Source organism: Specibacter sp. BI4, from assembly GCF_056680095.1.
On record NZ_CM155265.1, the window covers coordinates 3,142,513 to 3,167,129 of the forward strand.

A 24,617-nucleotide genomic window follows, 5' to 3' on the forward strand; every position below is an offset into this window, starting at 1 on the left:
CCAACGAAACACCAACCACAGGAAGGAAAACACCATGCGGCGATATCTCCTTGTCATCGGGTCCTTGGCGGCCCTGCTGGCCTTGGCCGGCTGCACAACACCCGCCAGCCCAGGGACCGGACCGCAGCCACCACCGGCAGCGACCGGCACCGTCTCCGCCACTGGTCCGGCACCCGCGGCAGCCACACCCGCACCAGCAGATTCCCCTGCGGAGGAGGTGCTCGTCCGCTTCACGTCCGGAGAAACAACGGTTGATGTGACCATCGCTCCCGACAATCCCACCGCCAGGGATTTCTTGTCCCTGCTTCCACTGACCCTGCCGGTGGAGGAATTTGCGGGCAAGGAGAAACTGGGGCATCTCCCCCGCGAGCTCGAAACAGCAGGGTCCCCCGGCTCGGACCCGGAGGACGGGGACCTCATCTATTTCATCCCGTGGGGAAACCTCGGATTTTACTACAACGCCGACGGCATCGGCTACTCGGACCAAACCATCCACCTGGGCACCTACAGCGCCACAGTGGATGAATTGGCCCGGCTGGAGGGCGGCAACGTCACCGTCGACATCGTCCCATAGGCACCGCCCCCAGCACCACCCCCACTCAAAGTCATAGGAGAACACAGATGAAGATCTTTCAAATCGGAGCCGGCGGAGGCGTTGGCATCCGCCTGGCGGGAATGCTCGCCGCTCGCGGCGACAAAGTCATCGGCATGCACCGGCGCCCCGAACAGGCCAGGGACATTGCAGCAGCAGGAGCGACCCCGCTGCATGGCGACCTCATTGAGGACGAGGCATCCGTCCTGGCGTCGCTGATGAAGGGATGCGACGCCGTGGTGTTCTCGGCCGGAGCCCACGGCACCGGCCGGGACCAGACCACCCTGATCGACGGTGTCGGCGTGCAAAGGCCGCCGACGCCGCAGCACAGGCGGGTGTGACCACGTTCGTGCTGGTCTCCGCGTTCCCGGAGTCCGCTCGCGGACAAGATGGTTCCGCAGACTTCGAGCACTACATGGCCGTCAAGAAAACCGCCGACATCTATCTTGCCGGCACTGATCTGCAATGGCTCATCGTCCGGCCGGGCTCCTTGACGGACAACCCCGGCTCCGGAAACGTCACCGCCGCCCTCGCAGCCAACTACGGCCCGGTTTCCCGAGACAACGTCGCCGCGTTCATCGCCGCCGCCCTGCACACGCCTGCGCTTCGGCGGACCATTATCGAGCTCGTCGACGGCCCCGTCCCCGTCGATGACGCCGTCAGCAGCCTGGTCGCTATCCCCCACCACGCACCGTGACCAAAGACTGCCAAGGCCTTCACCCCTATCCAAGGAGTCAATTGTGACCCGCGCCCGTTCATCTGCCGCCACCCTGCTGGGCTTCAGCCTCGGTGTCAGCATCCTGCTGACATCCTGCACCACGGCGACACCGCCAGCATCCACACCGCCACCCTCCACCCCCGCATCAAGCACCCCCGCAGCCGGCGGTCCGTCCACGGGAAGCCAGGTCCCGCCGTCGGACCTGGAAACACCTACGATCGCGGCCACGGGACTGCAGGCACCCTGGTCGGTTGCGTTCCGCAACGAGACACCCCTGGTCAGCGAACGCGACAGCGCCCGCATTCTGGAACTTGCCGGGGACGGAACTGCCCGCGCCATCGGAACCATCGAGGGCGTGGATGGCGCTGGCGAAGGCGGGCTGTTGGGCATAACCGTCGACGAGCACGGACGGCTGTACGTCTACTCCACAGCAACTGATGGAAACCGCATCCAGCGCTTCACCCTCACCGGAGCACCCGGGTCACTGGCCTTGGGCGAACCCGAGACCATCCTCGACGGGATCCCCTCGGCCAGCTACCACGACGGCGGACGCATCGCCTTTGGCCCCGACGGCATGCTGTACGCCACCGCCGGCGACGCCGGCCAGAGCAGCAGCTCCCAGGACCTGGAATCCCTGGGCGGGAAAATCCTGCGGATGACGCCCGACGGCGACGCGCCGGAGGACAACCCCTTCCCCGGCTCCCTCGTCTACAGCTACGGGCACCGCAACCCGCAGGGCCTGGCATGGGCCGACGACGGCACCATGTTCGCCACCGAGTTCGGCCAAAACACCTGGGACGAGCTGAACATCATCACCCCCGGCACCAACTACGGCTGGCCAACCGTCGAGGGCATCGCCAACACAGAGGGCTTCACCGACCCGGTGCAGCAGTGGACACCCGATGTGGCCAGCCCCAGCGGCATGACACAGCTTGATGGCATGCTCTACATCGCCAACCTTCGTGGACAGGTGCTGCGCGCCGTTCCCGTTGCCGATCCTTCGACATCGACCGACCACTTCCAGGGAGAATACGGGCGCATCCGCGACGTCACGGTCTCCCCCGAAGGATCGCTCTGGTTCCTCACCAACAACACCGACGGACGCGGCACCCCGGGCCCCGACAACGACCAGATCCTCTCCGTGCCCATGGATTGACAGCAAGTACATGCCTGAACCACCACCTCGAGCCCTAAAATCTCCGGCATCGCCCGCCGTGCGGCGGAGTTGCCCCTCCAGTCACGCCGGCGAGTCCGTACGCGGGTAGGATTACCGTACATTTTCTACAACTCAGGCAGGCATAATGCGACTGCGACTTGTTCGTGTGCCTTCGTATGTTGGGTCGGCCCTGCGTTCTGTAGCGTGTGTGTTCTGTTTCGGGCTCGCGGGCGTGATCTGGTCCCTGCCAGCGATGCGGAACCGCCGGCGACTCCGAGCAAACAACTGCACCGTCTGCAGCCGGCATCAACGGCTGGCCACAGTCATGCTTGCCTGCTTGAGTCTGCTACTGCTCATTGGCGGTCTCGTCCGCGCCCAGGCAGCGGCAACCCCGCAAGTCCTCTGCCACAGTCACATCACACCCGACGGTCGCATCGAGCCCGAACCACTTCTCTTCGTCTCCCCGCCACCCGGGTGGAACGTGACACGGAAGGTGTTGACGGCACCCGCCAGCGGCCTCGCCGTACTCGCAGGATACGCCGCAGGCATGAAGTCGTGCTCGGGGCCGCCGCTGCTCGTCATGTTCTGGGAACCGCCACGCACCAGCGGAGGCGGCACAGAGTTCGGGGATGTCTTCCTCACCTGGATGCCACCAAATGGCGACTCCACCGGGCCCCTCAGCATCGAGGGGTACGGGCTGGCTGGCGAGCAGCGGTACCTGCGCTACGGACCCAACATCTGCCAAACCAGGGTGAACGAGGCCGAGCTGGCTCTTCACGAATCGCGCCACGTCGACCAGTGGGCAGCCGGGAGCATCATCGCCGGCCCCCTGGCATTCCCTGCAGCCTACATCGTCGACGGCGCGCTGTTCCCGTCCTCACGCAACCATTTTGAGCGCCTGGCCGGCCTGTCCGACGGCAGCTACCCGCCACCACCGGACAACTGGCCCGCGCCCCGGTGGCCAGACACCATCGCTATCATCCTGGCCGCGTTGCTCATCTGGCGGCGGCGCATCCGCTGGTCCTCCCGGCTGCTGTTCACCGGCCGCAGCACTGCCTCAGCGCATGCCCCCCACCGCTGCCCTGTCCACACCAGAGGCTGGATCAGAGCTCACGCGGTGAGTGCAGCGCCGCAAGTACCACAAGATCCAGTCTCCACTGGCGCCGGTTGAGCCAGCGATGGCAAAGTACGCCGCACCAAGGGCCTGCAAGGAGACATCCAACCGATAAACTCCGGGACTCCGCAGCAAAAGCTACCAACCCAAGAAAAAACAGAAGCCCCCTCCCGAAGGAGAGAGCTTCTGTCAATGATGTCTCGCTACATCTGTCAACGATGTCTCGACACATCACAGCGTGCCCGAGGTGGGACTTGAACCCACACATCTTTCGATACTGCATTTTGAGTGCAGCGCGTCTGCCATTCCGCCACTCGGGCCTCAATAACGTGTCAATTTCAACTCCGTTACAAAGATCACGCTCCCGTTCAAGAATCACTTCCGAACGAGTGCGCGAAACTACTCTACATGCAGATAGGCTGTTTTGTAGAACCAGCGCCCTCCAGGCGCTGAAAATTCGGATTTTGTGTCCGATGTCTCAGTTAACAGCTTCCAAGGAGTTATTTGTGTCTGAACCAACGGATTCAACCCCCACATCCCCCGCACGCCGTGTCATTGTTGCCGAGGATGAAACCCTGATCCGTTTGGACATCATGGAGATCCTGCGTGGCGAGGGCTACGACGTCGTCGGCGAGGCCGACAACGGTGAAAAGGCTGTGGAGCTCGCCAAGGAGCTCAAGCCCGACCTGGTCCTGATGGACGTCAAGATGCCTGTCATGGACGGCATCACAGCTGCCGAGATCATTGTCAAGGCCCGCATCGCACCTGTCGTGCTGCTGACAGCCTTCAGCCAGAAGGAACTGGTCGAGCGCGCCCGCGACGCAGGGGCGATGGCCTACGTCGTCAAGCCCTTCACCCCCGCAGACCTCATCCCGGCCATCGAGATCGCGCTCTCCCGCCACGAGGAAATCCGTGCGCTGGAAGATGAAGTCTCCGACCTCCAGGAACAGTTCGCCACCCGCAAGCTTGTGGAGCGCGCCAAGAGCCTGCTGACCACCAAGATGGGCCTCACCGAGCCCGAGGCCTTCCGCTGGATCCAGAAGACGTCCATGGACCGCCGGTTGAGCATGCGCGAGGTTGCCGAGACCATCATCAACCAGGTCAACTAGACCCCCGCCCCTCCCCCGCTGGCAAAGTCACAGCAGGGGCCTCGGGCACATCGGTCCGGTTTGGGCCGGTGCCAGCAGAAATGCCGCCGTCCCCGCAATGTGCGGGGGCGGCGGCATTTTTCATTTCACTTGGAAGTCCGACGGCGGCACCCACCGAACGCGATCAGCGAACGGTAGGTGCCGCCGTCGCCCTTTCCCCAAAAAACAACCCGCAGTTGTGGCTGCGAAATCAACCGAAAACGGATGATATGGCGACCACGACTGCGGGTTGGAATGGCATCGACAGGATCGGGTGCCACCAGCGAAGGTTAGTTGGTCGGCCAGGGGCCGATCTTTTCCTTGTTGCTGCGATCGTTGCCGGCCTTGCCCAAGTCGGCGAGGTCGCCCACCTTGTGGACCTTGACCAGGTTCGTGGAACCGGCCTGTCCGGGAGGGGAACCGGCAGCGATGACAACCAGGTCGCCCTCGTCGACAAGTCCCTTTTCCAGGAGCGTCGCGTCAACCTGCTCGGTCATGGCGTCGGTGTGGGCAACCATGGGAACCAGCACGGCCTCAATGCCCCAGGCAAGGGCGAGCTGGTTGCGCACGCGCTCATCCGGGGTGAAGGCAAAGACCTGCTTGGCCGGGCGCAGGCGGGACAGCCGGTGTGCCGAGTCGCCGGACTGCGTGAACGTGGCAATGTACTTGGCGTCCAGCTGGTTGGCGATCTGCACGGCAGCTGCCGTGATGACGCCGCCGCGGGTCTTCGGCTCGGAGGTGAGCTTCGGGATCAGCTTCATGCCGGCTTCGGCCTCTGCTGCCTCGATGATGCGTGCCATGACCTTGACGGTCTCGATCGGGAAGGCACCAACGCTTGTCTCGCCGGAGAGCATGACTGCATCCGCGCCGTCGAGCACTGCATTTGCACAGTCCGAAGCCTCTGCGCGGGTGGGGCGCGGGCTTTCGATCATGGATTCAAGCACCTGAGTGGCAACGATGACGGGCTTGGCCCAGCGGCGGGCCAGCTCGACACAGCGCTTCTGAACCAGCGGGACATCTTCCAAGGGAAGCTCAACGCCCAAGTCACCACGGGCAACCATGATGGCGTCGAACGCGTCAACAATGGCTTCCAGGTTCTCAACGGCCTGCGGCTTCTCAATCTTGGCGATGACAGGCACGCGGCGGCCTTCTTCGTCCATGATCTCGTGGACGCGCTGGATGTCGGCAGCGTCACGCACGAAGGACAAGGCAACCAGGTCCACGCCGCACTCAAGGGCCCAGCGCAGGTCGTCTTCGTCTTTGGTGCTCAAGGCAGGAACATTCACGGCAACGCCGGGCAGGTTGATGCCCTTGTTGTTGGAAACCTTGCCCGGAACTGTCACTTCGGTGACAACCTTGACGGCGTCGACGGCGGTTGCCCGCACGGAGACCTTGCCGTCGTCGATCAACATGATGTCGCCAACCTTGACGTCCTCGGTGAGGGACTTCAAGGTGGTGGAGCAGATGTCCTTGGTGCCCGGAACATCTTCGGTGGTGATGGTGAAGACGTCGCCCACGGCCAGGTCGTAGCCCTCGCCGTTGGCAAAGCGGCCCAAGCGGATCTTGGGACCCTGCAGGTCAGCCATGATGGCGACGGGCTTGCCCAGCGCATCGGCAGCCTTGCGCACGTTGTCGTACGTGCTTTGGTGCACGGTGTAGTCACCGTGGCTCATGTTCATGCGGGCTACGTTTACGCCCGCCTCCAGTACCGCAAGTGTGTTTTCATAGCTGGCGATTGCCGGCCCGAAAGTCGCAACAATTTTTGCGCGTCTCAATGTACCTACCTCGTGTGTGGTTTTCAGCAGAAATCTTTGGTGCCCCCAGACAGCCTATCGTCTTGCCGCTAGACACTGATAGCCGAATCACTGGGTGAGACGGGCGCGGGCAGGAAAGTTTCGCCCATCAGGTACTTGTCGACTGCGGCGGCACACGCCCGGCCTTCTGCTATCGCCCACACAATCAAGGATTGGCCGCGCCCCGCGTCCCCCGCGGCAAAGACACCGTCCCGGCCCGTCATGTAATATCCATCACGGTTAACATTTGAGCGCGCATCCAAGGTCACGGGGAGCTGGTGGACCAGTTCGGCCGACTCCGGCCCCGTGAACCCCAGCGCCAAAAGCACCAAGTCCGCCGGAATGATCCGCTCGGTCCCTTCCTTCGGGACCCTGCGGCCGTCGACATATTCGGTCTGGGCTATCTTCAGTCCGGTCAGGACACCGTCCTGGCCCATGAATTCAACAGTGGAGGCCAGGTAGGTCCGCTCGCCGCCCTCTTCATGGGCGCTTGCCACCTCAAAGAGGTTGGGGAAGGTGGGCCATGGCTGGGCTGCGCTGCGTTCCACCGGCGGCTGGGCCCCGATGGCAAGCGTTGTCACGGATGCCGCCTGCTGGCGGTGGGCCGTGCCAAGGCAGTCGGCCCCGGTGTCGCCGCCGCCCAGAATGACCACATGCTTCCCGCGGGCATCAATGTGTCCCGCGGAGCCACCGACAAGGGAGTCCCCCGCGACAGTCTTGTTGGCCTGCACGAGGTAGTCCATGGCGAAATGCACGCCGCTCAGGCCCCGGCCGGGAATGGGCAAGTCACGCGGCACGGTTGCCCCGGTGCACACCACGACGGCGTCATATCGCCGGCGCAGCTCGTCCCAGCCAATGTCCTTGCCAACCTCGACGCCGGTGCGGAAGCGGGTGCCCTCCGCGGACATCTGCTCCACGCGGCGATCCACGCTTTCCTTTTCCAGCTTGAAGTCCGGGATGCCATAGCGCAGCAGCCCGCCGATCCTGTCGTCACGTTCATACACGGCAACCGTGTGGCCGGTGCGGGACAGCTGCTGGGCGGCTGCCAGCCCTGCCGGGCCTGAACCCACGACGGCGACCGTCTTGCCTGTGAGCCGGGCCGGGGGCAGCGGTTGGACCCAATCCTGGTTGAAGGCCTCATCGATGATGGACACCTCAACCTGTTTGATGGTCACGGCAGGCTGGTTGATGCCCAAGACACAGGAGGTTTCACACGGCGCGGGGCAGAGCCGCCCGGTGAACTCAGGGAAGTTGTTCGTTGCGTGCAGCCGTTCAATGGCCTCCTGGCCCTTGTCACGCCACGTGAGGTCGTTCCATTCCGGAATGAGGTTGCCCAGTGGGCAGCCCTGGTGGCAGAACGGTATGCCACAGTCCATGCAACGTCCCGCCTGGGTCTTCAGCACACCCTTTTCCTGCGCCTCGTAGACTTCCTTCCAGTCCATGATGCGGACCGGAACGGGCCGGCGGGTTTGGGTGATGCGTTCCCGATTGTTCAAGAAACCGTGCGGATCAGCCACCGGTGACCTCCAAAATTTTCTGCCAGACAGTTGCCCCGTCCGGGTCTTCGCCCAGCTCGGCTGCTGCCAAGCGGGTTTCCAATACTGCTGCGTAATCGCGGGGAAGCACCTTGGTGATGCGGGCCACGGTCGCCGGGAAGTCCGCCAGCAATGCTGCGGCCGTCTCCGATTCCGTCTCATCAACATGGCGCTGCAACAGCGAGCAGACCAATTCCTGGTCGGCGCCGTCGAGCTCAAGGAGCTTGAGTTCCCCGGAGTCAAGTGCGACCTTGTTGACGCGGCTGGGCACCAGGTCCAGCACGTAGGCCGTGCCACCGGACATGCCGGCACCAAAGTTGCGTCCCGTGGGGCCAAGGATCAAGGTGCGGCCTCCTGTCATGTACTCACAACCGTGATCACCAATGCCTTCAACAACTGCCGTCGCGCCTGAGTTGCGGACCAGGAACCGCTCCCCCACAATTCCGCGAAGGAACATCTCACCGCTGGTGGCACCGTAGCCAATCACGTTGCCGGCAATGACGTTCTCGGCTGCCACGAACGGGCTGCTGCGGTCGGGGCGGACGGTGATCCGGCCGCCGGAAAGGCCCTTGCCGACATAGTCGTTGGCATCCCCGAGCAGGCGCAGGGTGATGCCGGCCGGCAGGAACGCGCCCAGTGACTGGCCGGCCTGGCCGGTCAGCGTCACGTCGATCGTGTCAGGACCCAGTACGTCAATGCCGAACGTCTTGGTCACGTGGTGGCCCAACAGGGTTCCGACGGACCTGTCCGTGTTGATGACAGGGACGCTGATCTTCACCGGCGCACGGTCACTCAGGGCCTCGGCGCTCATCGTAATCAGCTGCTGGTCAAAGTGCTTGTCCAGCTCGTGGTTCTGGTTGGTCAGATGACGGACGGGAGCACTTGCCGGCACCCCGGCATCGGAAAGGATGGGGCTCAAGTCCAGGCCCTGGGTCTTCCAGTGGTTCAGCGCGGCCTTGATGTCGAGCGTGCTGGACTGGCCAATGGCTTCCTCGAGGCTGCGGAACCCGAGTTCGGCCAGAAGTTCGCGGACTTCCTCGGCCAGGAACTCGAAGAAGTTGACCACAAATTCCGGCTTGCCGGTGAAGCGCTGGCGAAGCTCGGGGTTCTGCGTGGCAACACCGACGGGGCAGGTGTCAAGGTGGCAGACCCGCATCATGACACAGCCGGAAACCACCAGCGGTGCAGTGGCGAAACCGTATTCCTCGGCGCCAAGCAGTGCCGCGATGATGACGTCACGGCCGGTCTTGAGCTGGCCGTCAACCTGAACCACAACCCGCTCGCGCAGCCCGTTCAGGCGCAGCGTCTGCTGGGTTTCGGCCAAGCCCAACTCCCACGGCATGCCTGCATGCTTAAGTGAGTTCAGCGGGCTGGCGCCGGTTCCGCCGTCGTGCCCTGACACCAGTACGACGTCGGCCTTGGCCTTGGTCACGCCGGAGGCCACTGTGCCAATCCCCATTTCGGAGACAAGCTTCACGTGCACCCGGGCGCTCGGGTTGGCCCGCTTGCAGTCGTAAATGAGCTGCGCCAGGTCCTCGATCGAGTAAATGTCGTGGTGCGGCGGCGGCGAGATCAAGCCGACACCGGGTGTGGAGTGACGTGTTTCGGCGATCCACGGGTAGACCTTTTTGGCCATGAGCTGGCCGCCCTCGCCGGGCTTGGCACCCTGGGCCATCTTGATCTGGATGTCCTCGGCGTTGCTCAGGTACAGGCTGGTGACACCGAAACGGCCCGAGGCCACCTGCTTGATGGCGCTGCGGCGCTCCGGGTCCAGGAGGCGCTCGACATCCTCGCCGCCCTCACCGGTGTTGGACTTGGCGCCCAACCGGTTCATGGCGATGGCGAGGGTCTGGTGGGCCTCCTGGGAGATGGAGCCATAGCTCATGGCACCAGTGGAGAACCGCTTCACAATACTGCTGACCGATTCAACTTCGTCCAGCGGCACGGGCGGACGCTGTCCGTCCTTGAACGTGAGCAGGCCGCGGAACGTCATGAGCTTGTTGGACTGCTCGTCAACGCCCTGGGTGTACTTCTTGAAGATGTCGTAGCGGCGCTCACGCGTGGCGTGCTGCAGGCGGAACACCGTGTCCGGGTTGAACAGGTGAGGTTCGCCGTCACGGCGCCACTGGTATTCGCCGCCGCCAAGGAGCGGGCGGTGCGGAACGTCCACACCATCAACGGGGTACGCAAGGATGTGGCGTGCGGAAACTTCCTTGGCGATGACGTCAAGGCCGACGCCGCCGAGCTGGGTCACGGTGCCGGTGAAGTACTCGTTGATGAGGTCCTGGGACAGGCCCAGTGCCTCGAAGGTTTGTGCGCCGCAGTAGGAGGACACGGTGGAGATGCCCATCTTGGACATGATCTTCAAGACGCCCTTGCCCAGGCCCTTGATCAGGTTCCGGACACCCTCGCTTGGGGTGACCCCGGTGACGTCCTCGTTGCGGATGAGTTCCTCAACCGATTCCATGGCCAGGTAAGGATTGACGGCGGCAGCGCCATATCCAACCAGAACGGCTACATGGTGAACCTCGCGGACGTCGGCGGCCTCCACCACCAAGGAAACCTTGGTGCGATTCGCGCTGCGCAGCAAGTGGTGGTGCACGGCGCTCAAAAGCAGCAGTGACGGGATCGGGGCCCACACAGCGGAGGAATCCCTGTCAGACAGCACAATGTACTGCACGCCGCGGTTGATGGCGCCGGAGATTTGCTCACCAATCTCGGACAGGCGGGCACGCAGGGCGGGCGCACCGCCGTCGACCTTGTAGAGACCGCGAACCTTCATGGAGATCTTTTCGCCTCCGGAGCCATCGGCTGCCAGGGGCGTTTCCATGTTGGCAATCTTGGCCAGTTCATCGTTGTCGATCACGGGGAAATTCAGCGCCAGTTGCGGGGCGGTGACCTTGTTGCGTGAGAGCAGGTTTCCCTGTGGACCGATCGTGGAGTGCAGCGAGGTGACGAGCTCCTCGCGAATCGCGTCCAACGGCGGGTTCGTGACCTGCGCGAACTGCTGCACAAAGTAATCAAACAGCAGGCGCGGGCGCTCGGACAGCACCGCAACGGGCGTGTCGGTTCCCATGGCGCCGAGCGGCTCGGCACCGGCCTTGGCCATGGGACCCAGCAGGATCTTCAGCTCCTCGGTGGTGTAGCCGAAGGTGCGCTGACGGTGCAGGACCGAGGAGCTCGTGTGGATGACGTGCTCACGCTCGGGCAGGTCTGCGAGCTGGATGGTGTTTTCCTTGGCCCAGCTCTCGTACGGGTGTGCCGCTGCCGCCTCGGACTTGACTGTCTCATCGCTGATGAGCTCGCCCTTGTCGGTGTCAACAAGGAACATGGTGCCGGGAGAGACGCGGCCCTTCTGCACGATCGTTGCCGGGTCAAGGTCCAGGACGCCAACCTCGGAGGCCAGCACCACAAGGCCATCGTCGGTGACCCAAAAACGGGCCGGGCGCAGGCCGTTGCGGTCAAGGGTTGCACCAACCAGGTTGCCGTCGGTGAACGACACGGCGGCGGGACCATCCCACGGCTCCATCAAGAGCGAGTGGTACTCGTAAAACGCCTTGCGGGCGGGGTCCATGGTGGTGTGATTTTCCCAGGCCTCCGGGATCATCATCATGACGGCCTCGGTGATGGGGCGGCCCGACAGCCACAAGAGCTCGGCCACCTCATCAAAGGAAGCAGAGTCAGAGGCTCCCGGGGTGCAGACGGGGAACAGTTCCTCGGGGTTCTCCCCCAGCAGCGGGTGGGCCATGGTGGACTGGCGGGCGCGCATCCAGTTCCGGTTGCCCTTGACGGTGTTGATTTCACCGTTGTGCGCAATGGTGCGGAACGGCTGGGCCAAGGGCCAGGACGGGAACGTGTTCGTGGAGAAGCGCGAGTGAACAATGGCCAGCTTGGTGGCGAAGCGCGGATCGGAGAGGTCCGTGTAGAACGGCTCCACCTGGGCGGTTGTCAGCATGCCTTTGTAAACAATGGTCTTGGAGGACAACGACGGGAAGTACACACCGGACTTTTGCTGGGCACGCTTGCGCAGCCGGAATGCCTTGCCGTCCAGGACGTTGGCCGTGAGCACATCCAGGGGCTGCGCAGGCTCCTTGGCCAGGGCCACGAACAGCTGGCTGAAGTGGGGCATGCAGGCAAGCGCGCTGGCCCCAACAAGGTCGCTGACCACCGGAACTTCACGCCAGCCTAGGACGCGCAGCCCTTCGCTTTCGGCCAGCTCCTCCAGGTCGGCCTTTGCCGCTGCCAGCTCGACGGGCTCAACTGGCAGGAATGCGGTGCCAACGGCGTAGTTTCCAGGGGCGGGCAGCTCAAAGCCGACGACAGCGCGGAAGAATTCATCGGGGACCTGGGTCAGAATGCCGGCACCGTCGCCAGTTCCTTCGTCGGCGCCTACGGCGCCCCGGTGCTCAAGGTTGCGCAGGGCAATGAGGGCCTTCTGCACAATATCGTGTTCCGGGATGCCACGCAGGGTGGCAACGATGGCCAGGCCACAGGCGTCCTTCTCGGATTCCGGGCGGTAGAGGCCCGCCTGTTCCGGCATGCCGGCGAAGCGGGTGAACGGCGATACGGCCGGTGTTTGGTGGGAGTCACGTGCTTTGGTCCGTGTCACGACGTGTAGGTCCTTCCCCTTGTTGGAGCGATTCGTGGGGACGACGCTGGCCCGGTCGTTGGGAAAGCGGATCCTCCTCAACGGTGCTGCTTTGTTTCCGTACTGCCCGGGGCTGCCCGGAAGTCTCCGGAACTGCTCAGCAGGCGCCCATGCAGCAGAACGGGTGGTTTCTAGTGCACTTGCACAAAGGAGACTGGATGTTTGGGTCACAACTCCCTGCGCGGCGTGTTTCACTATATCGCCGCCGGAAGCAACGGAATATACTGATCTTATATCTTGGAAGTCTATGCACGATCAGTAATATTTTTGGGCGAACATGGCTGTCTCCAGCGTATTTCCCGGCTTCCAACGGAGCTGCCAACCCACTGACAGGCTCCCCCTCCAAACGCTCGCGCAGATATGGGGCGTTTTTCCCAAACGCTCGCGCAGATATGTCTAGTCCTGGATTACGCTGCCCATTGGCCACGCCGCTTTCGTCCAGGGAAGTTGTCGGCCGAGACGCAGTCCGCGCCGCCCTGGCCTTACTGCCGTTGTTTGAAATGCCAGATCATTCGATCGAAGCGGCTCCCCCGGCGTTGAAATCCGAATACACCGAGAAGGGGCCAAGCCCGCACAGTTCTGAGGCTGCTTCGTAGAAAATGGCTCAAGCCCGCGAGACGGCGTATCTTCGACGCATTCTCGCGACCAAGGACCTTTCTCGGCGAAACGTGAAGCCGCAGGAGACGGCTCCGGGTCATTCTCGACGAAGCACACCCTCTGGCACAACATTCCCGTACACCTGCGAAAGTAAACGGTGGCCAGTAACTGACGGTGGAGCAGCTGCGCCCCGACATCGACTCGACGCCCGATGGTGCAGTCACAGCTTTTCAGGCGGACGTGCCTGCTAGCCGGGTCGCCGGCACGGGGACCCGGCTGTCTGCGGATGGCGGCGAAGCAATCAATGCCACACCACATTCCGGCACACTCAAAACGGCCCGGGCTGCCACGCACAACTTTGCCCTGAATCTGAATGGACAGCCCGCCGCAACCGGCGCCCATGCCCCTTGCATTGCCCTCGGCGCGGACCTCGGCGCGGACATCGGAGAACGTGCCCCGGCCGAGGTGCCCGTTCAAGACCCCGGCAGCGCTTGGCGTGGCAACCTGGCAGCTGCCCATCCAACGGGCCACCCCGGATCTCGCCATGTCACAACTGACGCGACCCAGCCACTGGCGAAGGCACGCATCAGTTACGGCCCGTAGTACGGACCGGCCTGCCAATGGGACAACTGCCTTCAAGTATTAGGTGCATCCATGCAAAAGGGCGGCCCCGGAATCCCGGGACCGCCCTTTTATGGAACGCTCAACCCTTCATGGCCCAACAGCTGGGCGCAGCAGCTATTGCTCAGGCATCCTTTGCCTGATCGCGCTCAGCGCTGTCGGTTGCTCCGGCAGGCCGGGACTCGTCGACCTTGGCAGCGTCACGGGCGCCGGCATCGGCGTCCGTCCTCGTCCAGGAAGCAGCGTCAGCCGCGGACACATCTTCAATCTCAGACTTGTCAGCCGCTGCGGCCTTGCCCTCGTCCGCCGCCGACTCCTGCGCGGAGTCCGTCACGGACCCAGCCACAGCGCTGTTGCCGGAAGGCCTGCCGGCGGGTTCGACGTCGTCGTCCTTGGCCGTTGCCGCAGTCTCCTTTGACGACGCAGCGTCCTTCGACAACCCAGTCTCGGAAGCCTTGGCACCCGCGGCGACCTTCTCCGCAATGGTCTCGTCGACGGCTGCACCCACCATGGCGGGTTCGCGCCCGGCCAGGTACACGGACTCGTTGTCCCTGCCACGACTCGCGTACGTAATCACCAGGAAGGCGACCAAGGCCACCACGAAGACAACAATGCTCGTCCACACGTTAAGACGGGCGGTGACGCCGAAGAAGGTGATTTGTTCGGCTGTGTCAATGCGCAGCATTTCAATCCACACCCGGCCTGCGGTGTAGATCATTGCGTAGAGCAGGAACAGTCGGCCGCTGCGCAGCTTCAGCTTGCGGTCCACGAGCAGCAGAACGACGACACCCAGCAGGTTCCAGACACATTCGTACAGGAATGTGGGGTGGAACAAGGTGTCGGGGCTGTAGCCTGCGGGCACAAATTCGGGCGAAACGCTCAGGCCCCACGGCAGGGTGGTGGGGCCGCCAAAGAGTTCCTGGTTGAAGTAGTTGCCCCAGCGCCCGATGGCCTGCGCGAGCAGGATTCCCGGGGCTGCGGCGTCAATGAACGCCGAAATCTTCACGTTTGCGCGGCGGCAGCCGATCCAGGCACCCACCACGCCGAGCACGACGGCACCCCAGATGCCCAGGCCGCCAAGCCAGATTTGCGGTATCAGGGAAAGGTCGCCGGTACCGTCAAAGCCGGGGCCGAAATAAGCCTCGGGCGAGGAGAAGACATGGTAGAGCCGGCCGCCGATGATGCCAAAGGGAATCGCCCAGATGGCGATGTCCCAAATGGAGCCTTCGGGGCCGCCGCGGCGCTTCCAGCGGACGTCGGTCAGCCAGAGTGCTGCGACGATGCCCAGCAGGATGCACAGCGCATAGGCGTGGATGCGCAGCGGGCCAACGTCAAATCCAGACCATGCGGGGGCCGGGATGGAGGCCGCGAGGGCATGGGGCGCGAGAGACGAAATCACAGGGTGGCTGCTTCCGTGGTGGAGGGGGCTGCAAAGCCGGAGCTGAGTTCCTTGGCCAAGGCGCCGACGGCGGGCACGCCGCCGTCGCGCAGTGCGGCAACCAGTGCCGTGCCGACAATGACACCGTCAGCATAGGCGGCAATCTCGCGGACATGCTTGGCCTGGGACACGCCCAGGCCCACGCAGGCGCGTTCGGCGCCGGCGGCATGCGCCGCGGCGACGACTGCTTCGGCTGCGGTGGAGACGGAGCTGCGGGCGCCGGTGACGCCCATGATGGACACGGCGTAGACGAACCCGCGCGATGCCGCAACTGTCATGGCCACACGTTCCGGCGTGGAGGACGGCGCCACCAGGAACACGCGGTCAAGGCCGTACTTGTCGGAGGCGGCGAACCACTCGGCCGCCTCGTCCGGAATCAAGTCCGGGGTGATCAGGCCGGCGCCGCCGGCTTCAGCCAGGCGGCGGGAAAATTCGTCAACGCCCATGCGCATGACGGGATTCCAGTAGGTCATGACCATGACGGCTGCGTCCGTTTCAGCCGTGATGGCGGCAACGATGTCAAAAACATCGGCAACGTGGAAGCCGTTCTCCAAAGCCTGTGTGGTTGCTGCCTGGATGACGGCACCGTCCATGACGGGGTCGGAGTACGGGATGCCGATTTCAATGATGTCGGCGCCGTTGCGGGCCACTGCAATGGCCGCGTCGATGGAGCCCTGCCTGTCGGGGAACCCCGCCGGCAGGTAGGCGATCAGGGCCTTGCGCCCTGCAGCCTTGGCCCTGTCGATGGCGGCCGCAGACTTGCTGGCAATCACGCCAGGTCCGGCCGTGTTGGTGTTTGTCTCACTCATTGGGCATCCTCTGCATTGATATCCGCGGCTGCACTGCCCGCCGAAGCGTCGGCACCGGAAGCGGCGCCTCCCCCGTGGGCTGCACCCTTCGCGCTCCGGGTGGAAAGCATGGTGCCCTTCACATTGCCGTCCTCATCGAGCATGTCGAACCACTCGGCCGCCGTCTGCACGTCCTTGTCACCGCGGCCCGAGAGGTTGACGATGATCACCACGTCTTCGGGCTTCGCGGCGTCGACGACGAGGCGCTGGCCCACCGTCAAGGCACCGGCCAGGGCGTGTGCGGACTCAATGGCCGGGATGATGCCTTCGGTGCGGCACAGCAGCTTGAAGGCGTCCATGGCTTCGGTGTCGGTAATGGCCTCGTAGGTGACCCGGCCAATGTCGTGGAGGTAGGAGTGCTCGGGGCCAACGCCCGGGTAGTCAAGTCCCGCCGAGATGGAGTGCGACTCGATGGTTTGGCCGTCGTCGTCCTGCATCAGGTAGGTGCGCGCACCGTGCAGCACGCCGGGGCGCCCCAGGGTGATGGTGGCCGCATGGCGGCCGGTGTCGACGCCGTCACCGGCTGCCTCAAAACCGTAAATCTTGACGGCAGTGTCGTCGAGAAAACCGTGGAACAGGCCGATCGCGTTGGAGCCGCCGCCGATGCAGGCGCAGACGGCGTCGGGCAGCCGGCCGATTTGATCGATAATCTGGCCGCGGGCTTCCTCGCCGATGACCTCATGGAAGAAACGGACCATGGCCGGGAACGGATGGGCCCCCGAAACCGTGCCGAGAACGTAGTGCGTGTTCTCCACGTTGGCGACCCAGTCGCGCAGGGCGTCATTGATGGCGTCCTTGAGCGTCTGCGAGCCGTTTGTGACGGGCACCACCGTTGCGCCGAGCAGCTGCATGCGGGCTACGTTCAGCGCCTGGCGGCGGCAGTCTTCGGCACCCATGTACACAACGCATTCAAGGCCCAACAGGGCGGCCGCGGTGGCGCTGGCCACACCGTGCTGACCGGCACCGGTCTCCGCGATGATGCGGGTCTTGCCCATGCGCTTGGCCAACAAGGCCTGGCCCAGGACGTTATTGATCTTGTGAGAACCAGTGTGGTTGAGGTCTTCACGCTTGAGGAATACGCGAGCTCCTCCGGCGTGGGCGCTGAAGCGCTTTGCCTCGGTCAGCAGCGACGGCCGGCCGGAGTAGTTCTTGTTAAGGTCAGCGATTTCTGCCAAGAATTCAGGGTCAACTTTTGCTTTTTCAAAAGTTTCCTCGATCTCATCCAGGGCGGCAATGAGCGATTCCGGCATCCACCGGCCGCCGTAGCTCCCAAAGTAGGGGCCGGGCGCGTGCCGCAGCGAAGGCTCGGGTGTTGAGCCTGCAGGGACGCCGCCCTGCAGGAAAGCTGTTGCCGGATCCACCATGTCAGCGGGATCCTGTGACGAAGCTGCTGGCACTTGAGCCATCAATTCCACCTGTTCCTGGATAGTTGTGCACTTCATTGTCTATGCGCGGTGGCGCCTGCGGGTGTGTCTGCCGGCCCCGTGCAGCCGGTGCGCCGGGGCGAAGGGCCCGCCCGTTGCCGGACGGGCCCTGCACTACCGTGCGCTGATTGCCAGCGCCCCGGCAGCCTTGAATTCGGCAATCCGTTCGCGGGGGGTTGAATCCTTCACGAGCGCCTCACCCACCAGAATGGCGTGGGCCCCGTGGGCACTGTAATGCTCGACGTCGGACACGTCACGGACACCTGATTCGGCCACCACGATGGGTCCGGCCGGAATGTTTCCGGCCAGCGCGGCAAACACGCCGCGGTCCACATCCAGGGTTTTCAGGTTGCGGACATTGATGCCAATGATCCTGGCCCCAACGGCCACAGCCCGGTCGATCTCTTCCGCGGTGTGTGTTTCCACGACCGCGTTCATGCCCAGTTCGTGGGTCAGGGCCAGGTAGCTGCCCAGCTCCGCATCGCTGAGAGCGGCAACAATGAGCAGGACCAGGTCCGCGCCGTGGGCGCGGGCTTCCCAGATCATGTACTCGTCGCAGGTGAAATCCTTGCGGAGCACCGGAATGTCCACGGCTGCCCGGACCGCGTCAAGATCGGCCAGCGAGCCGCCGAAGCGGTGTTGTTCGGTGAGCACGCTGATGACGGACGCCCCGCCGGCCTGGTACAGGGCTGCCAAGGCTGCCGGGTCGGCGATGCCGGCCAGGTCGCCCTTGGAGGGGCTCCGGCGCTTGACCTCGGCAAAGACCTTCAGATCCGGCCGGGAGGCGGATTCGCCGCCGAGCACGGCCCAGGCGTCCAGGGCCGGGGCCGTGGTCCTGACCTGCTCCTGCAGCTCGGCCAGGCTGACTTGCGCCTGCCGGGCCACCATGTCCTTCCGGACACCGTCGATGATGTCGAGCAATACACTCACTGCTAGTGGCCGTTGCTCTTCAGCTTGCTGCCGCCAACACCGAAGCCGGCGGCCTTCAGGACCGGGCCGAGGATGACGCCCACGCCGATGACGCCCACGCCGATCCAAAACAGCATGGTGGCGCTTTCGCCAATGACGAAGGCGATGCAACCAATAATCGTGCCGATCAGCATGACAGTGACGCTGCTCCAGGCTGCCGGGCTGTTGCCGTGACCCAGTTCAACACTGTGGTCCATGGGTTCTTGCACGGATACTGTTGCAGCCGACTTGTTGCTCATGGTAAATCTCCCTATTTAACGCGGATACTGAAATACATTCTGCCATTAGTTGTCCGTGGACGCCGAAAGGTGCACGCCCCGCGGACATGTGCCGCACTTATGCCGTCGGGTCCTCGCCGCGGCTGAGCTGGTCCCACCTGTCAATCTCGTCCACCGGCTCGGCCGAGGCACCCGCCGGGGCCTGGTTGGCGGCGTCGTACTTGGTGCGCACGCTCCAGGAACGCCCGAACCACAGGATCAGCAGCGCAACCACCCCCAGCACGACGGCTGCCACGACCGCAAGGACCGGGAAAATGGTGGTGGTGGCGTTCGACCCCTGACCCTCGATGCCTGTTGCGGCACCCACTTCGGTCATGGCTGCTGCCACGGGATCGGCCAGAATTCCCAGCACGACGGCGACAATCCCCGCCGCGCCCAGAAACACGATCGCTGTGGTGACGATGCGGGCAATTTTCCCGGCAATGCTGGTGGCCAGGGCCCCGGCCAGGGCCACCAGTGCCAGCGCCGAGACGGCCACGGCGGCCTTGCTGCCCGGGATGTCAAGGTCGGTCTGGGCCACTTCCCCCTGGCCAATGGCAACATGGATCCACGTCTGCGTTGTCGTGCCAAAAACGGCCAGGGCCGCCAGGACGGCCAGGAGGATCAAGGTTGACTTGCGCTGCCAGACCGGGACGGCCTTGGCCGTGGTGTGTGGAAGTTCGGTGTTCACGAGTGGTCTCCTGCGTTCTCATCCAGGGCCCGCAGCGATGCGGCCGCATATACTGCCCGCAGCGGCGCTGCCGCCTTGTTGACTGTTTCCTCGGCCTCGGTTTCATTCACGGAATCAGCAACAATGCCGCCGCCCGCCTGCACATACGCCTTGCCGTCGCGCAGCAGGGCCGAGCGGATGGCGATGGCCATGTCCATGTCCCCGGCAAAGTCCAGGTAGCCGACGACGCCGCCGTAAATGCCGCGCCGGATCGGTTCGAGCTCGTCCAGCAGGCGCAGGGCACGAGGCTTGGGCGCCCCTGACAGGGTCCCGGCCGGGAACGTTGCCGCCAACACGTCGTAGGCGCTCTTGCCGGAGTCCAGTGTCCCCACCACGGTGGAGACCAGGTGCATGATGTGGCTGAAGCGCTCAACGTCCATGAACTGGGTGACATCGACCGTTCCCGGCACACACACCTTGGAGAGGTCATTGCGGGAGAGGTCCACGAGCATCAAGTGTTCGGAGCGTTCCTTCTCATCGGCCAGCAGGTCCTTGGCCAGCCATTTGTCTTCCTCGGTGGTGGCGCCGCGGGGGCGTGATCCGGCGATGGGGTGGGTGATGACTTCGCTGCCCAGCACGCTGACAAGCGCTTCGGGCGAGGAACCGACGATGGAGTACGGCTGGCCGTGGGCGTCCTCAAAGCTGTACAGGTACATGTAGGGGCTGGGGTTGGTGTTGCGCAGCACCCTGTAGACGTCCAGCGCAGAGGCTTCGCAGGCCATTTCAAAGCGGCGCGAAACCACCACCTGGAACACCTCGCCGTCAACAATGGCCTCCTTGGCCAGGTCCAAGGCCTTCAGGTACTCGTTGCGGTCCCACTGCTCGTGCACGCTCTCGGCAAAGCTGGCGGCCGGGACGTCCACCACTGACATGGGCTGGGCGAGCGGTTTGCGCAGCTGGTCCACCATGGTCCGGACACGTGCGACGGCGTCATGCCAGGCGCCGTCGACGTTGTCGTCGGTGCCGTTGGCATTGATGGCGTTCGCGATCAACAGCACAGTGCCTTCGTTGTTGTCGTGTACGGCCATGTCGGCCACCAGGTTCAAGGCGACTTCGGGCAGGTGCAGGTCGTCGGGAGGCGGCGTGGGCAGTTTTTCCCAGTGCCGCACCGCCTCCCAGCCGACAAAACCCACCAGGCCCGAGGTGAAGGGCGGCAGCCCCTCAAAACGCTCGGTGGCCAGCAGCTTCAGCGTGGCTTCCATGGCGTCCACGGGGTTGCCTGTCAGGGGCACGCCCGCGGGTGGCTGCCCCTGCCAGAACGCCCCGCCGTCGTCAGTTGTCAGGGTGGCGCTGGAACGCACGCCGATGAAGGAGTAGCGCGACCAGACACCGCCCACGGCAGCCGATTCCATCAAGAAGGTGCCGGGGGCCCCGGCCGCCAGGGAGCGGTAGAGGCCGATGGGCGTTTGCGCGTCGGCGAGGACTTTCAGATGAACGGGAACAACCCTGCGGGTCCGGGCCAATTCCCGGAATTCCGCCAAAGTGGGGCTGATGACACCTAGATCTTGCATGGAATGTTTGGCTTTCTTCAGTCAAGCGGGTGGAGGAGGCGAAACGGGCGGCGGGATTATTCCCCGCGGCTGCCCACTACTGCGGCCAGCGTCCGGGCATCGAAACAGGTGTGCGTGCCGGTGTGGCAGGCCGCCCCGACCTGGTCGACAGTGATCAACAGGGCATCGCCGTCGCAGTCGAGTGCCACGGACTTCACGTACTGGAAATGGCCGGAGGTGTCGCCCTTGCGCCAATACTCCTGCCGTGAGCGGGAGTAGAACGTGACCCGGCCCGAGGTGAGTGTGCGGCGCAGCGCCTCGTCGTCCATCCAGCCAAGCATGAGCACTTCCTGGCTGTCGAACTGCTGGATGATGGCGGCCACCAGGCCGGCACCGTCATGTTTAAGCATCGCGGCGACGTCCGCGGGCAACTCGAGGGGGGGCTGGCCGGTGGAATTCACTGCCGTTGACTGGGGTTCTGGGCTTTGCTGCATCGCATCCAATTCTAGTGCCAGAAAAAGTTTCGGGGGGCCATCGCGGCCGCCGATTGGATTACGTGGCGCAGCCAATACTCAACTAGACATCCCCTTGCGGCGGTTCCTGGTGCCCTCCCGGGCGAATACATGCTAATTTCAAAAGTGATGCAATTTGTAGAACCTTCCCGTGAATTCCTCGCCGAGACCCTGCTGGCAGCCGGGCCGGGAGCTGACACGCTGTGCGCTGGATGGCGAACCCAGGAACTGGCCGCGCACCTTTACCTGCGCGAACACAATCCCCGCGTGGGTTTGGGGATGGTGTTGAAGCCTTGGAAAAAGGCCACCGAGAAGGCCATTGCCAAGCTCGCAGCCGAATCCGGCACGCCCGAATCCTTTGCGGCACTGGTGGAGAAGTTCCGTGCCGGCCCGCCCAAAATGTCGCCCTTTGCGCTGAAGTCGGTTGACCACAATGCGAACCTGTCGGAATTCTTTGTGCACACCGAGGACGTCAGGCGTGCAACCGACCGATGGGCCCCCCGCTCACTGGATGCCGACTACTCAGAGGCGCTCTGGGCCGAGCTGCTCAAGCGGGCAGCGATCCTGTACCGCAGCGTCGACCTGGGCATAGTGCTTGTCAATCCCGAAGGCCCTCGCCATGTCGCCAAGCGCGCCCCGGTGTCGGTGGCCATCATTGGCGATCCCGGCGAGCTGCTCATGCACGCCAACGGGCGCACGGGCCAGGCACTCGTCTCCTTCGAGGGTCAGCCCGACGCCGTCACACTGCTGCAGACAGCTGAAGTCGGCCCCTAGCCATAAACAACTGAGCCGCAGTTGTGGTTGCTGAATCAACCGGATTCGATTGATTCAGCAACCACAACTGCGGGCTAGATCGCGGTGGTTGGCGGTGGGGTTCGCCGCGTTGGGTCGCGGCGGGGCGCTTAGCGGACTTCGTAGCCGGCGTCGCGGATGGCCTTCTTGACGTCGGCGATGGCGCTGTCCGGCCCAAAGTGGAACACGGATGCGGCCAGCACGGCGTTGGCTCCGGCGGCCACGGCCGGCGGGAAGTGCTCTGGCTTGCCGGCACCGCCCGAGGCGATGATCGGGATGTGCACGGCCGCCCGGACCAGGCGGATCAGCTCCAGGTCGAAGCCTTCCTTGGTGCCGTCGGCGTCGATCGAGTTCAGCAGGATCTCCCCCACGCCGCGGTCGGCAGCCTCCTTCGCCCATTCAATGGCATCAATCCCGGTCCCCTTGCGGCCGCCGTGGGTTGTGACCTCAAAGCCCGACGGCGTGCTCCCGGCCTGGGTGCGCCGCGCGTCAACGCTGAGCACCAGCACCTGGGAGCCGAACCGCCGGGTGATCTCGTCGATGACAGCGGGACGGGCTATGGCTGCGGTGTTGATTGAGGCCTTGTCGGCACCATGGCGCAGGAGCTTGTCGACGTCGGACACCTCACGCACTCCCCCGCCCACCGTCAGCGGAATGAAGATCTGCTCGGCTGCGCGTGACACCACGTCAAAGGTTGTCTCACGATTGCCTGACGACGCCGTCACGTCCAGGAACGTCAGCTCGTCGGCTCCGGCACGGTCGTACCGCTGCGCCAGTTCAACGGGATCCCCGGCGTCACGCAGGTTCTGGAACTTGACGCCCTTGACCACCCGGCCGTTGTCGACGTCAAGGCAGGGAATGACCCTGATGGCAACACTCATGGCAGGTACCTTCTTCGTCTTGAGTTGTTGGGGTGGCCGGCTGTCAGATGCGGCAGGCGTGGATGTTGCTGACGAGGATGGCGCGGGCGCCGAGCTCATACAGTTCATCCATGATCCGGTTCGTGTCCTTGGCCAAAACCATGGACCGAACGGCAACCCAGTCACTGTCGCGCAGCGGCGAAACCGTGGGTGACTCCAGGCCGGGGGTCAGCGCCGTGGCCTTGTCCATGAGCGTCTTCGGGACGTCATAGTCAAGGAGCACGTACTGGCGTGCAACGAGCACGCTGTGCAGCCGGCGGATCAGGACCTCGACGCCGGCCGGCGGGGTGACGCCGCGGCGGCCAATCAGCAGGGCCTCGGAGTTCAGGATGGGCTCGCCGAAAATTTCCATGCCGGCGGCCTTCAAGGTGCTGCCAGTTTCCACGACGTCGGCAATGGCGTCCGCCACGCCGAGACGGACGGAGGATTCAACGGCGCCGTCGAGCCGGACGACCTGGGCATTGATGCCAAGCTCGACCAGGTATTCGCGCAGGAGGCCGTCGTAGCTGGTGGCCAGGCGCTTGCCCTCGAGCTCGGCAGCACTGCTGAAGTCACCCACCGGGCCGGCAAAGCGGAACGTGGACTTGGCAAACCCCAAGGGCAGGAGCTCCTCGGCGTCCACCTGGGCGTCCATCAGCAGGTCACGGCCCGTGATGCCCACGTCCAAGGTGCCGGCGCCGACGTACACGGCAATGTCACGGGGGCGGAGGAAGAAAAATTCCACGTTGTTGTCAGGATCAACCATGACGAGTTCGCGGGAATCGCGGCGCTGGCGGTAGCCGGCCTCCGCCAACATCGCTGAAGCGGCTTCGGACAGGGAACCCTTGTTGGGTACAGCAACACGCAGCATGGGAAATATCTTTCAGGTTGGGTTCAGGCACAAAAGGTTGCGGCATCGAGCACAATGCCAGGTCAGGGACGAAAAAGCAGCCACAGCGGGTGGCTAGAGATGCTTGTAAACGTCCTGAAGGGTCAAACCTTTTGCGATCATCATGACCTGCAGGTGGTAGAACAGTTGGGAAATCTCCTCGGCGCAGGCCTCATCCGACTCATACTCGGCGGCCATCCACACCTCGGCGGCTTCCTCAACCACTTTCTTGCCGATACCGTGAACGCCGGATTCAAGTTCGACGACGGTACGGGAGCCAGCGGGCCGGGCTTCGGCTTTCGCACTAAGCTCATCAAAAAGGGATTCGAAGGTCTTCACGGACTTCATCTTACTGGGTTGGGCGGCCGTCCCGGGATTCCGGGACGGCGCGTGTCCAGCATGTGAACACATTTCCCCCGCCCTCCGGGCCGCAGCGGGCCGAAGACACCCCTGCACACGACTCGCGAC

General features: G+C 64.0%; 21 protein-coding genes and 1 tRNA gene. 7 read left to right on the forward strand and 15 right to left on the reverse strand.

Annotation, left to right across the window (positions count from 1 at the left end; all coding sequences use genetic code 11):
* Positions 1-34: 34 nt before the first annotated feature.
* From AC1L6K_RS14455 to AC1L6K_RS14475, 5 genes are all read left to right on the forward strand, one after another.
* Positions 35-574 (forward strand): cyclophilin-like fold protein, encoded by a 540-nt coding sequence (locus tag AC1L6K_RS14455; RefSeq protein ID WP_480949557.1) that lies wholly within the window; start codon positions 35-37, stop codon positions 572-574.
* Positions 575-621: 47 nt separating this feature from the next.
* Positions 622-933 (forward strand): NAD(P)H-binding protein, encoded by a 312-nt coding sequence (locus AC1L6K_RS14460; protein ID WP_480949558.1) that lies wholly within the window; start codon positions 622-624, stop codon positions 931-933.
* A complete protein-coding gene (locus tag AC1L6K_RS14465; RefSeq protein ID WP_480949559.1) occupies positions 930-1,289 on the forward strand; it encodes an NAD(P)H-binding protein in 360 nt (119 codons plus the stop codon). Before AC1L6K_RS14460 ends, AC1L6K_RS14465 begins: the two co-directional genes overlap by 4 nt.
* 40 nt (positions 1,290-1,329) lie before the next feature.
* On the forward strand, positions 1,330-2,466 hold the full coding sequence (locus tag AC1L6K_RS14470) for a PQQ-dependent sugar dehydrogenase (protein ID WP_480952777.1): 1,137 nt from the start codon (positions 1,330-1,332) through the stop codon (positions 2,464-2,466).
* A gap of 337 nt (positions 2,467-2,803) precedes the next feature.
* A complete protein-coding gene (locus AC1L6K_RS14475; RefSeq protein WP_480949560.1) occupies positions 2,804-3,637 on the forward strand; it encodes a hypothetical protein in 834 nt (277 codons plus the stop codon).
* Between the two features lie 182 nt (positions 3,638-3,819).
* On the opposite strand, the gene AC1L6K_RS14480 is transcribed toward AC1L6K_RS14475, so the two are convergent.
* Positions 3,820-3,900 (reverse strand) — tRNA-Leu (locus tag AC1L6K_RS14480).
* A 186-nt stretch (positions 3,901-4,086) separates the two neighbouring features.
* Between AC1L6K_RS14480 and AC1L6K_RS14485 the strand changes: the two genes are divergently transcribed.
* Positions 4,087-4,689, forward strand: coding sequence for an ANTAR domain-containing response regulator (locus AC1L6K_RS14485; RefSeq protein ID WP_480949561.1), 603 nt, complete (start codon positions 4,087-4,089; stop codon positions 4,687-4,689).
* Between the two features lie 308 nt (positions 4,690-4,997).
* Here AC1L6K_RS14485 and pyk read toward each other — a convergent pair whose 3' ends face one another.
* The 11 genes from pyk to hisI all read right to left on the reverse strand — a co-directional run bounded on the left by pyk (position 4,998) and on the right by hisI (position 21,551).
* On the reverse strand, positions 4,998-6,482 hold the full coding sequence (pyk, locus tag AC1L6K_RS14490) for a pyruvate kinase (RefSeq protein ID WP_480949562.1): 1,485 nt from the start codon (positions 6,480-6,482) through the stop codon (positions 4,998-5,000).
* A 68-nt stretch (positions 6,483-6,550) separates the two neighbouring features.
* Entirely contained in the window at positions 6,551-8,017 is a 1,467-nt protein-coding gene (locus AC1L6K_RS14495) for a glutamate synthase subunit beta (protein WP_480949563.1), read from the reverse strand.
* Entirely contained in the window at positions 8,010-12,575 is a 4,566-nt protein-coding gene (gltB, locus tag AC1L6K_RS14500; RefSeq protein ID WP_480952778.1) for a glutamate synthase large subunit, read from the reverse strand. Before gltB ends, AC1L6K_RS14495 begins: the two co-directional genes overlap by 8 nt.
* Positions 12,576-14,025: 1,450 nt before the next feature.
* Positions 14,026-15,297: a prolipoprotein diacylglyceryl transferase gene (gene lgt, locus AC1L6K_RS14505; protein WP_480952779.1), complete on the reverse strand. Its 1,272-nt coding sequence runs from the start codon at positions 15,295-15,297 to the stop codon at positions 14,026-14,028.
* Complete coding sequence (trpA, locus tag AC1L6K_RS14510) at positions 15,297-16,148, reverse strand: tryptophan synthase subunit alpha (protein ID WP_480949564.1); 852 nt, start codon at positions 16,146-16,148, stop codon at positions 15,297-15,299. Before trpA ends, lgt begins: the two co-directional genes overlap by 1 nt.
* Positions 16,145-17,593 carry a tryptophan synthase subunit beta gene (trpB, locus tag AC1L6K_RS14515; protein ID WP_480949565.1) on the reverse strand — a complete coding sequence of 483 codons (1,449 nt, stop codon included), beginning with the start codon at positions 17,591-17,593 and terminating at the stop codon, positions 16,145-16,147. Before trpB ends, trpA begins: the two co-directional genes overlap by 4 nt.
* A gap of 132 nt (positions 17,594-17,725) precedes the next feature.
* Positions 17,726-18,541, reverse strand: coding sequence for an indole-3-glycerol phosphate synthase TrpC (gene trpC / locus AC1L6K_RS14520; RefSeq protein ID WP_480949566.1), 816 nt, complete (start codon positions 18,539-18,541; stop codon positions 17,726-17,728).
* 2 nt (positions 18,542-18,543) lie between these two features.
* Positions 18,544-18,819 carry an HGxxPAAW family protein gene (locus AC1L6K_RS14525; protein ID WP_480949567.1) on the reverse strand — a complete coding sequence of 92 codons (276 nt, stop codon included), beginning with the start codon at positions 18,817-18,819 and terminating at the stop codon, positions 18,544-18,546.
* A gap of 97 nt (positions 18,820-18,916) precedes the next feature.
* The gene (locus AC1L6K_RS14530; protein WP_480949568.1) at positions 18,917-19,528 is read right to left on the reverse strand and encodes a Trp biosynthesis-associated membrane protein; all 612 of its coding nucleotides are present in this window, start codon (positions 19,526-19,528) and stop codon (positions 18,917-18,919) included.
* Positions 19,525-21,078: an anthranilate synthase component I gene (locus AC1L6K_RS14535; protein ID WP_480949569.1), complete on the reverse strand. Its 1,554-nt coding sequence runs from the start codon at positions 21,076-21,078 to the stop codon at positions 19,525-19,527. Before AC1L6K_RS14535 ends, AC1L6K_RS14530 begins: the two co-directional genes overlap by 4 nt.
* Positions 21,079-21,134: 56 nt before the next feature.
* Complete coding sequence (gene hisI, locus AC1L6K_RS14540) at positions 21,135-21,551, reverse strand: phosphoribosyl-AMP cyclohydrolase (protein ID WP_480949570.1); 417 nt, start codon at positions 21,549-21,551, stop codon at positions 21,135-21,137.
* A 147-nt stretch (positions 21,552-21,698) separates the two neighbouring features.
* On the opposite strand from hisI, the gene AC1L6K_RS14545 reads away from it, so the two are divergent.
* Complete coding sequence (locus tag AC1L6K_RS14545; RefSeq protein WP_480952780.1) at positions 21,699-22,343, forward strand: TIGR03085 family metal-binding protein; 645 nt, start codon at positions 21,699-21,701, stop codon at positions 22,341-22,343.
* Positions 22,344-22,471: 128 nt separating this feature from the next.
* On the opposite strand, the gene hisF is transcribed toward AC1L6K_RS14545, so the two are convergent.
* From hisF to AC1L6K_RS14560, 3 genes are all read right to left on the reverse strand, one after another.
* Positions 22,472-23,242: an imidazole glycerol phosphate synthase subunit HisF gene (hisF, locus tag AC1L6K_RS14550; protein WP_444530028.1), complete on the reverse strand. Its 771-nt coding sequence runs from the start codon at positions 23,240-23,242 to the stop codon at positions 22,472-22,474.
* Between the two features lie 43 nt (positions 23,243-23,285).
* Complete coding sequence (gene hisG / locus AC1L6K_RS14555) at positions 23,286-24,131, reverse strand: ATP phosphoribosyltransferase (RefSeq protein WP_480949571.1); 846 nt, start codon at positions 24,129-24,131, stop codon at positions 23,286-23,288.
* 93 nt (positions 24,132-24,224) lie between these two features.
* Positions 24,225-24,488: a phosphoribosyl-ATP diphosphatase gene (locus tag AC1L6K_RS14560; protein WP_444530030.1), complete on the reverse strand. Its 264-nt coding sequence runs from the start codon at positions 24,486-24,488 to the stop codon at positions 24,225-24,227.
* Positions 24,489-24,617 lie beyond the last annotated feature (129 nt).